Annotated in this window: 6 protein-coding genes and 1 pseudogene; 3 read left to right on the forward strand and 4 right to left on the reverse strand. The window is 74.3% G+C overall.

Annotated elements, in window-relative coordinates; translation table 11 throughout:
* Together QIT00_RS38325 and QIT00_RS38330 are read right to left on the reverse strand one after the other, a co-directional pair.
* A partial coding sequence (locus tag QIT00_RS38325; protein ID WP_282540130.1) for a hypothetical protein occupies positions 1-609 on the reverse strand: 609 nt, incomplete at its 3' end.
* A gap of 102 nt (positions 610-711) precedes the next feature.
* The gene (locus QIT00_RS38330; RefSeq protein WP_282540131.1) at positions 712-1,641 is read right to left on the reverse strand and encodes an aminoglycoside phosphotransferase family protein; all 930 of its coding nucleotides are present in this window, start codon (positions 1,639-1,641) and stop codon (positions 712-714) included.
* Between the two features lie 191 nt (positions 1,642-1,832).
* Between QIT00_RS38330 and QIT00_RS38335 the strand changes: the two are divergent.
* The 3 genes and pseudogenes from QIT00_RS38335 to QIT00_RS38345 all read left to right on the forward strand — a co-directional run.
* Positions 1,833-2,117, forward strand: a pseudogene (locus QIT00_RS38335) (AraC family transcriptional regulator); the annotation flags it as partial.
* Between the two features lie 110 nt (positions 2,118-2,227).
* A complete protein-coding gene (locus tag QIT00_RS38340; RefSeq protein WP_282540132.1) occupies positions 2,228-2,440 on the forward strand; it encodes a hypothetical protein in 213 nt (70 codons plus the stop codon).
* A gap of 128 nt (positions 2,441-2,568) precedes the next feature.
* Positions 2,569-5,790: an amidohydrolase family protein gene (locus tag QIT00_RS38345; protein ID WP_282540133.1), complete on the forward strand. Its 3,222-nt coding sequence runs from the start codon at positions 2,569-2,571 to the stop codon at positions 5,788-5,790.
* A 117-nt stretch (positions 5,791-5,907) separates the two neighbouring features.
* Here the strand turns inward: QIT00_RS38345 and QIT00_RS38350 are convergent, their stop codons facing one another.
* On the reverse strand, positions 5,908-6,960 hold the full coding sequence (locus QIT00_RS38350) for a chitinase (protein WP_282540134.1): 1,053 nt from the start codon (positions 6,958-6,960) through the stop codon (positions 5,908-5,910).
* A gap of 143 nt (positions 6,961-7,103) precedes the next feature.
* Positions 7,104-7,796 (reverse strand): ribonuclease H family protein, encoded by a 693-nt coding sequence (locus tag QIT00_RS38355; RefSeq protein ID WP_282540135.1) that lies wholly within the window; start codon positions 7,794-7,796, stop codon positions 7,104-7,106.
* Positions 7,797-8,044: the final 248 nt, after the last annotated feature.

The following is an 8,044-nucleotide window of genomic DNA, read 5'->3' on the forward strand; positions in this document are numbered from 1 at the left end:
GTGCGTGCGCGAGCAGGGGCAGGCCTTGTACGCGAGGCCCAGCTCGCCGTCGACGGCCGCGCTGGTGCGGCCCGCCGACTCGACGACCTCCTCCCAGGAGCCGTACTTGGTGTGCAGTTGGTCGGCGGTCGGGCCGAGCGGATTGCCGTACTTCTTGCGGTTGCGCTCCTCCAGGGCGGCGACCTGGGCGGGGGTCATGCCCGCGCGGGCGATGTCCTTGGCCTCGTTGCGCATCCGGACGAGCTCGCGGGCGACGGTCTCGGGGCTCGCCCCGGCCCGCTCCAGCTCGCAGCGCCTGCGGCCCATGTCGGTGAGGAGCTGGTGGTAGCGGACGCGCACGTCCCGGGCCTCGTACCGCTCGGCGGGCGTCATCTCCCGGATGCGGCAGACGACTTGCTCCTTGCTGGTGCAGGGCTCCTGCGACGGCGGCGCGAGCGAGGGCTGCCCGACGCTCGTCGACCCGCAGGCGGAGTGCGGACAGCGCAGGCCCGCCTGGTGTGCCTGCGCGGTGCCCTGAGCCGGGACGACGGCGGTGAACAGGGAGAGGGCGGCGAGTGCGGGCAGCAGGAGGCGGCGGCGCAGCGGCGCCGCGGCGGGGAGGAGTGACATGCGGTGATCATGGTCCGGCCGCGCCCCGACGGCCGGTCGGCACGCCCCCGCCGTCACCCGTACGGGAGCATGCGGCCCCTGACCTGGGCGGCAGCGGCGGCGTCACGCGTAGCGCGCGTGGTCCGCGAGCACCTCGCCGATCACGTGCCGGTTCACGGCGGCCGTGGCGGAAGCGGTGGCCGAGGCCTGGTCGACGGTCTCGGACAGCACGAGGAGCGCCTTCCACAGCGCCCAGCCGCGCGCCCGCGCCCAGGTACCGTCGTCCTGTCCGACGGCCCGGCGGAAGATCTCGCGGTCGGCGCCCGCGAACAGGGTCCAGGCGATCACCAGGTCGCAGGCCGGGTCGCCGACGCCGGAGGTGCCGAAGTCGATGACGGCGCTGAGCTTCCCGTCGACGAGCAGCAGGTTGCCGGAGGCGATGTCGCCGTGGAACCAGACGGGCGGTCCGCTGAACTCGGCGGCGAGGGCCGCGTCCCAGACCTTCGCCGCGAGGCCGGTGTCGACGTGCCCGTCGAGGGCCGTGAGACAGCGCCGGGTCTCCTCGTCGTAGTGGGCCGGTGGCGCCCCGCGGTAGAAGCTGTGCACGCCCGCGCGCGGCCCGCCGTCCGGGTCGCAGCGCTGCAGGGCCCGTACGAACGCGGCCAGCGAGACGGCGAACTCGCCCATGTCGCCGATGCGTTCACGCGTCACCGTGTCCCCGTCGAGCCAGCCGCGCACCGACCAGGGATGCGGATAGCCCTCGCCCGGCTCTCCCTTCGCGAGCACCGGGGGCACGGCGAGCGGCAGGTCGGGCGCGAGGCGCGGCAGCCACCGGTGCTCCTTGTCGACGGCCGGGACGTACCCGGCGGCGGTGGGCAGGCGCACGGTCATGGTGTCGCCCAGCCGGTACGTACGGTTGTCCCAGCCGTCCACGGGCACCGGCTCGACCGGCAGCCCGCGCCACCGCGGGAACTGGGCGGCGATCAGCCGCTCGACGAGTGGGGCGTCGATCCCGGCGCGGCCGTCCGGCGGCGGGGGCACTGGGGAAGCCATCCGTCGAGGATCACGATTCCCGGACCGGCGCCGCAAGGGAATTTTCTACGTGCGCCGCGGCGGCGCCCCGTTCACCCGTGAGGTCCAGGCCGCCCGGCCGTGACTTCCGTCATCCCGCAGCCGGTACGCCGACGACGCCTACCGGCCGCCTGCGCAGGCGGTGAAAGCCACCGAGATCAACTGAGACCTGCGCCGCCCATCGGCAGGGCGGGCAGCGGCAGTTCGTGGAGCGGCCGGTGCCCCTTGGTGCGCGACGGTCGATCGGCCCGCTGCTCGTCTGGGCGGAGGAACGGCTCGACGGGTTCGCTCTCGGTCACCGCTCGGCGTACGCCCGCCGTCTCATCGAACGCGGCGAGGCCGGGCCCAACGTGGTGGCCCCGCGCGGCGGTCTCGGCGCGGCCGCCAACCTCCGTGCCAGGACGCGGAGTCAGACAGGGCTGAGCCCTTCCGCGTACCGGCGCGGGACCGGGCCCTGAGCGGCGTCTCCCCGATCGGCCCCGGGAGAGATCGATCACAGCTGCGAGCAGGTCACGTGCCGTACGGTGCCGCGGTGACACAAGCAACGAGCCGTATCCCAGGTGTACCGATGAACATGACCAAGACCCCGCAACCGACCGCCTCGCCCACTCCTTCCGCTGCTCCCGTGTCGAGCACGCCGATCTACGACACCCTGGTGCGCGAGTGGTACGCGGAGGGCCGCGACTCCGGGACCACGGCAGGCGGGCGGCGCGACGATGCCGCGACGGCCGGGGCTTCCGGAGCGGGCGCCGGTTCCGCCACCGGATCCGCCGCCGCGTAGTCCGCTCGGGCGGACTGGCCGGGATTCACCGGTCCGCACTCCTCCAACGGCTCAACGTGGTGTTCCGCGCGGCCCGCACGCATGGGCAGACTCGCCCGCACACGTGATCACGGCCACAGGAGGACCCGTTGGACATTTCGGACGTACCCCGCCGCCCCGAGTCCCCGGCCGACGCGGACCCCGGCGATGTCAGCAGACGCCGCTTCCTGCAAGGTGCCGCCGCCACCGCCGCCCTGGCCTCGACGGTCACGGTCCCCCGGCCCGCCGCCGCGGCCTCGGGCCGGGAGGTCGGATACACGTTCACGGCCGCGACCAACGGCGCCGCCACGCTCGCGCCGTCCGGTGCCGTGGTCGCCGAAGTGCAGGGCGTGCTCTGGTCGGTGCCGCGCTCGGGCGGCGTCGCGGCGCCGCTCACGCCGGTCGACCTGGAGCCCACCCGGCCGGTGTTCTCGCCTGACGGGAGCCTGCTCGCGGTCTGCGCGTTCCGGGGCGGCACGTTCCACATCTGGACGCTGAAGCCCGACGGCTCGGACCTCACCCGTCGCACCGACGGCCCCTGGGACGACCGCGGCCCGGCCTGGTCCCCGGACGGCCGCCGGATCGCGTTCGCCTCCGAGCGCGGCGGCGACCCGGTGGCGGGCAGCCCGTACCGGATCTGGGTGCTCGACCTGGACTCCGGCGCGCTGACCCGCCTGACGGGTGTGCCGGGGCAGGAAGGCCCGCACCAGGACGGCCGTTGGGAGGACTTCGACCCGACCTGGTCCCCGGACGGGACACGCGTGCTGTTCGTGCGGGGCCGGGTGCTGCCGGAACGCCCGGGCCTCGACTCCCGTACGGTCGCGTCCGTACCCGCTGACGGCTCGGGCCCCGTGACCACCGTGTACGCGGAGGAGCGCACCGGCACCCAACTGCTCGCACCCGCGCTCTCCCCGGCCGGGACGCTCGCGGTGCTGCGCACCACTCCCGCGCCGAGCGCCTCCTGCACGCTCCTCGTGGCGGGCGCGGCGGTCGCGGTGGACGGTGACGTGCATCCGGTGCCGCCGCGCTGGACCGGCCGCGACGAGCTGCTGCTCACCGTGGACGGCGCGTTCCGGCTCGTCCGCCCCGAACGGCCGGACGCGTACGAGGCGATCCCGTTCCGCGGCGAGCTCTCCGTGGACCGGCCGCGCTACCGCGCCAAGCGGTACGACCTCGACCCGGGCGGCAGCCGTCCGGTGCGCGGGCTGCATCTGCCCGCGCTGTCCCCGGACGGCCGGCAGGTGGCGTTCGCCGCGCTCAACTCCCTCTGGCTCGCGGACACTTCGGGCGGCCGCCCGCCGCGCCGACTGGTCCGTTCCGCACCGACGCGCTACCCGCTCGCGCCGAGCTGGTCCCCCGACGGCCGCTCGCTGCTCTACACGGACGACCGGGACGGGCTGCACGCGGTGGTCCGGCGCGAGCTCGACTCGGGCCGCGAGGAGGTCCTCGTACGCGGCGGGCGTGTGCACCCCGCCCTCTCGCCGGACGGGCGGCGGCTCGCCACGCTCGACCTGGCGTACAACCTGATGGTCCTCGACCTCGACTCCGGCGAGGAGCGGAAGGTGGCCGAGCCGCTCGGGGCGGGCGGCGCGCCCGGGCGGCCCAGCTGGTCGCCGGACGGTCGGCACATCGCGCTGTGCGACCTGGCACGGCTCAACCAGCGCTTCCGCGAGGGCTACAACGTCATCCGGATCGCCGACGCGGACGACGGCTCCTCGCGGCTGCACGCGCTCGCCCCGCACCAGTCGCTCTCGGACCGCTACGGCAGCGGCCCGGTGTGGTCGCCGGACGGGCGGCACTTCGCGCTCGTCGCCGAGTCCGCCCTGTGGCTGCTGCCGATCCGCGCGGACGGCACGCCCGACGGGACGCCGAAGCTCCTGGGCGACGAGCCGGCCGACCACCCGTCGTGGTCGGCGGACGGCCGCCGCGTCCTGTACCAGTCGGCCGGCCGCCTCCGCCTCGTGGACATCGGGAACGGCCGTACGCGCACGGTCCGCGTGCCCCTCGACCACCGGCGCCCCACGCCCGCCGACACGGTCGTGCACGCGGGCCGGCTCTGGGACGGCACGGGCGGCGACGACGCGGTGCGCGAGGACGTCGACCTCGTGGTGCGCGGCGGCCGGGTGACCGCCGTCGAGCCGCACCGGGCGGGCCGCCCGGCCCGGCGCCGCGTCGACGCGTCCGCGCACACCGTGCTCCCCGGTCTCTGGGACGCGCACACCCACCCCTGGCAGGCCACGTACGGCGGCCGGCAGACCGCGCTGCAGCTCGCGTACGGCATCACGACGGCGGTCTCCTTCGGCGGCTTCGCCTACGAGCAGGCCCGGCTGCGCGAGGCCGTCGCCGCCGGTGAACTGGCCGGCCCCCGGCTCCTGACGACCGGCGAGCTCCTGGACGGCCCGCGTCCGTCGTACGGGATGAGCAGGGCGCACACCACCAGGGCGGGGCTCCGCCGTTCCCTGCGGAGGGGTGCGGCCCTGGACTGGGACTTCGTCAAGACGTATGTGCGGGCGCCGGGTTGGGTGATGGCGGAGGCCGCACGGTTCGCGCACGAGGAGCTCGGCGTGCGCGCGGGCAGCCACCTGCTCTCGCCCGGCATGCAGCTCGGCCAGGACCTGACGACCCATCTGCAGGCCACGCAGCGGCAGGAGTTCGGACGTTCCCTCACGGCGGGCGGGCGCTCGGGGCAGGACGTCACGGAGATCTACACACACGGCGACTTCCACCTCGTGGCCACGCCGTTCACGGCCGCCCCGCTGATCGGCGCCGACCCTTCCCTGGCCCGCGACGAGCGGGTGACGCGGCTGATGCCGCCCTGGGACGTCGCCACGGTCGAGGAGGAGGCCGCGAAGCCGCCCACGGAGGCCCAGTTGGCGACGATCCGCTCCGAGGTGCGGATCTACCACCGCATCCTGTCGCACGGCGGCCTGGTCGCCCTCGGCACCGACCAGCCCCTGGTCGCGGTCGGCCTCCACCTCCATCTGGCCCTCCGCGCCCTGCACCGCTACGGCCTCTCCCCCGCCGAGGCCCTGCGCACGGCGACCGTCCTGCCCGCTCGCGCCTTCGGCGCCGGACGGGATCTGGGCACCCTGGAGGTGGGGCGGTGCGCCGACCTGGTGGTGGTCGACGGCGACCCGTTCACCGACTTCGACTCACTCGTCCGGACGGAGTCGGTGCTGCGCGGTGGAGTCACCTATACGGCACGGGAGTTGGTCGCCGCGTTCCCGGCGATTCCCGCACCGAAGCCCACGGAGCGCCGCGCGACGGACGAGCACTGGCACCAGGTGAGTGAGCGGATGCGGCGCGGGAGCTGCTGCGACCTCTCGCACTAACGCCTCACCTGGACTGCACCCACCGGACCAGCGCCGCCATGGCGGTCGACCCGGCCGTCATGGCGGTCGACCCGGCCGTCATGGCGGCGCCCGGCGTTCATTAGCGGGGCCCTACGGTCAACGCCCTTGCAGCGCCTTGACGTTGTCGCCGAACGTCCAGTTCTTCGAGCCGTCCCAGTTGAGGGACCAGGTCATCAGGCCCTTGAGGGAGCCGTTGTAATGGCGCCAGGCCTGGGCGACCTGATCGGGTGTCATGTGGCCGCCGCCCGCGCCGGGTTGGGCGGGCAGTCCGGGGACCTGCTTGTCGTACGGGACGCGGATGGTGGTGCCCTGGACGACCAGGCCCTTGTCGAGGCAGTCGGTCTGGGCGACGAAGCCCTCGACGGTGCCCGCGGAGTAGGAGTCGCCGGAGCAGCCGTACATGCTGCCGTTGTAGTACTGCATGTTGAGCCACCACAGCCGGCCGTTGTCCGCGTACTTCTTGACGATGGGCAGGTAGGCGCCCCAGATCGAGCCGTACGTGACGCTGCCGCCGGTGACGTACGCGGTCTCGGGGGCCATGGTGAGGCCGAAGTCGGGGGGCATGCGGTCCAGGACGCCGTCGATGATGCGGATCAGGTTGGCCTGGGATGCGGAGAGTCGGCCGATGTCGCCGCTGCCGGTGAGGCCGGTCTCGATGTCGATGTCGATGCCGTCGAAGTTGTACTTCTTCAGGATCGGCACGATGGTCTCGACGAACCGGTCGGCGACGCTGGTCGAGCCCAGGTCGATGCCCGCGGCGGCGCCGCCGATGGACATCAGGATGGTGGCGCCGGAGGCCTTCGCCGCGCACATCTCGGCCGGGGTGGCGACCTTCACCGTGGCGTCCATGCCGTCCTCCCACAGCACGGTGCCGTCCGAACGGATCACGGGGAAGGCGGCGTTGATGACGTTGTAGCCGTGCTGTCCGATCCGCGGGTCGTCGATGGGCGTCCAGCCGAAGGGCGGGTGGACGCCGTTGGCGGCGCCGTCCCAGTTCTCCCAGTAGCCCTGCAGCACCTTTCCCGTGGGTTTCGGCTTGACCGCGCACACCTCGTCCTGCGGCGCGGGCGGCGCCGCGGCGGCGGGGAGTTGGGCGGCGGCGACGAGGGCGAGCGCCGCCCCCAGGAGACGCACCGGTCGAGCGAGCATGCCGTGCTCCGTTCCGGCCGACGTCGACCGACGTACGGCGCAGGCGAGTTGAGGGATCGCGCTTCGGGTGGGCACGGAAAAGGTAGACGGAGAAGGCGAGTTGGTCCAGACCTTTCGCCCGCGGGGCGGGGAGCGGGCTCCGTTCAGCTCGCCGGAGCCGCCTCGCGGCAGCCCTCGTGGCCCCAGCCACGGGCGATCTTGGTGATCTTCTCGCCGATGTCGTAGCGCGACTGGCAGTGGCCGCAGCGGCCCGGGAACTTCGCCTTGATCACCGGGCCGCCGCCGGTGCGCGGCGCCGCCTTCTTGCGGGGGCGGGCCGTGCGCGGCTTGTCCTCGGTCTGCGGGCCGGGCTCGGGGAAGCCGTCCGAGCCGTGCGCGGTGCCCGCGGCCCGCTGGTCGGTGGCCGCCGTGCTGGCGGCGGCGTCGGCGATGGCGTTCAGCGGGTCGCCGTCGACCTGGTGCGCGAGGACGTGCTCGAACGTCACGTCGCGCCCGCCGAGCAGCGCGTCGATGCGGACGACCAGGTCCTTGTTGGCCACGGGCTTCTTCGACGCGGTCTGCCAGCCGTTGCGCTTCCAGCCCGCGATCCACTTGGTGACCGCGTTCATCGCGTACTGGGAGTCCATCCGGATCTCCAGCGGCACCGCCGGGTCGGTGGACTCCAACAGCTCGGCGAGCGCGGTCAGTTCCGCCACGTTGTTCGTGGCGACGCCGAGCGGGCCCGCCTCCCAGCGCTGCGGGGTGCCCGCGGGGTCGGCGAGCACCCACGCCCAGGCGGCCGGGCCGGGATTCTTCTTCGCGGCGCCGTCACAGGCCGCGATCATGCGTTCAGACATCCCTCGATCGTACGCGCCGGAATCTCCGTGTTCGTACGCCTCAGAACAGTGGCAGCTGGCCCGGGAAGTCCGGCACCGCATACCCGTCGAGCGTGCGCTGCCGTGCGTCCAGGGCGACGCGGCGCTTCGAGCCGGGGCAGGACACCAGGGAAGCGGCGCCCGCACCCGCGGGCGGGGGGGGGGGGGGGCCCCCCCCCCCCCCCCCCGCGCGGGGGGGGGGGCCCCCCCCCCCCCCCCCGCCGGGGGGC

This window comes from Streptomyces luteolus (assembly GCF_029968015.1).
Taxonomy (GTDB): domain Bacteria; phylum Actinomycetota; class Actinomycetes; order Streptomycetales; family Streptomycetaceae; genus Streptomyces; species Streptomyces luteolus.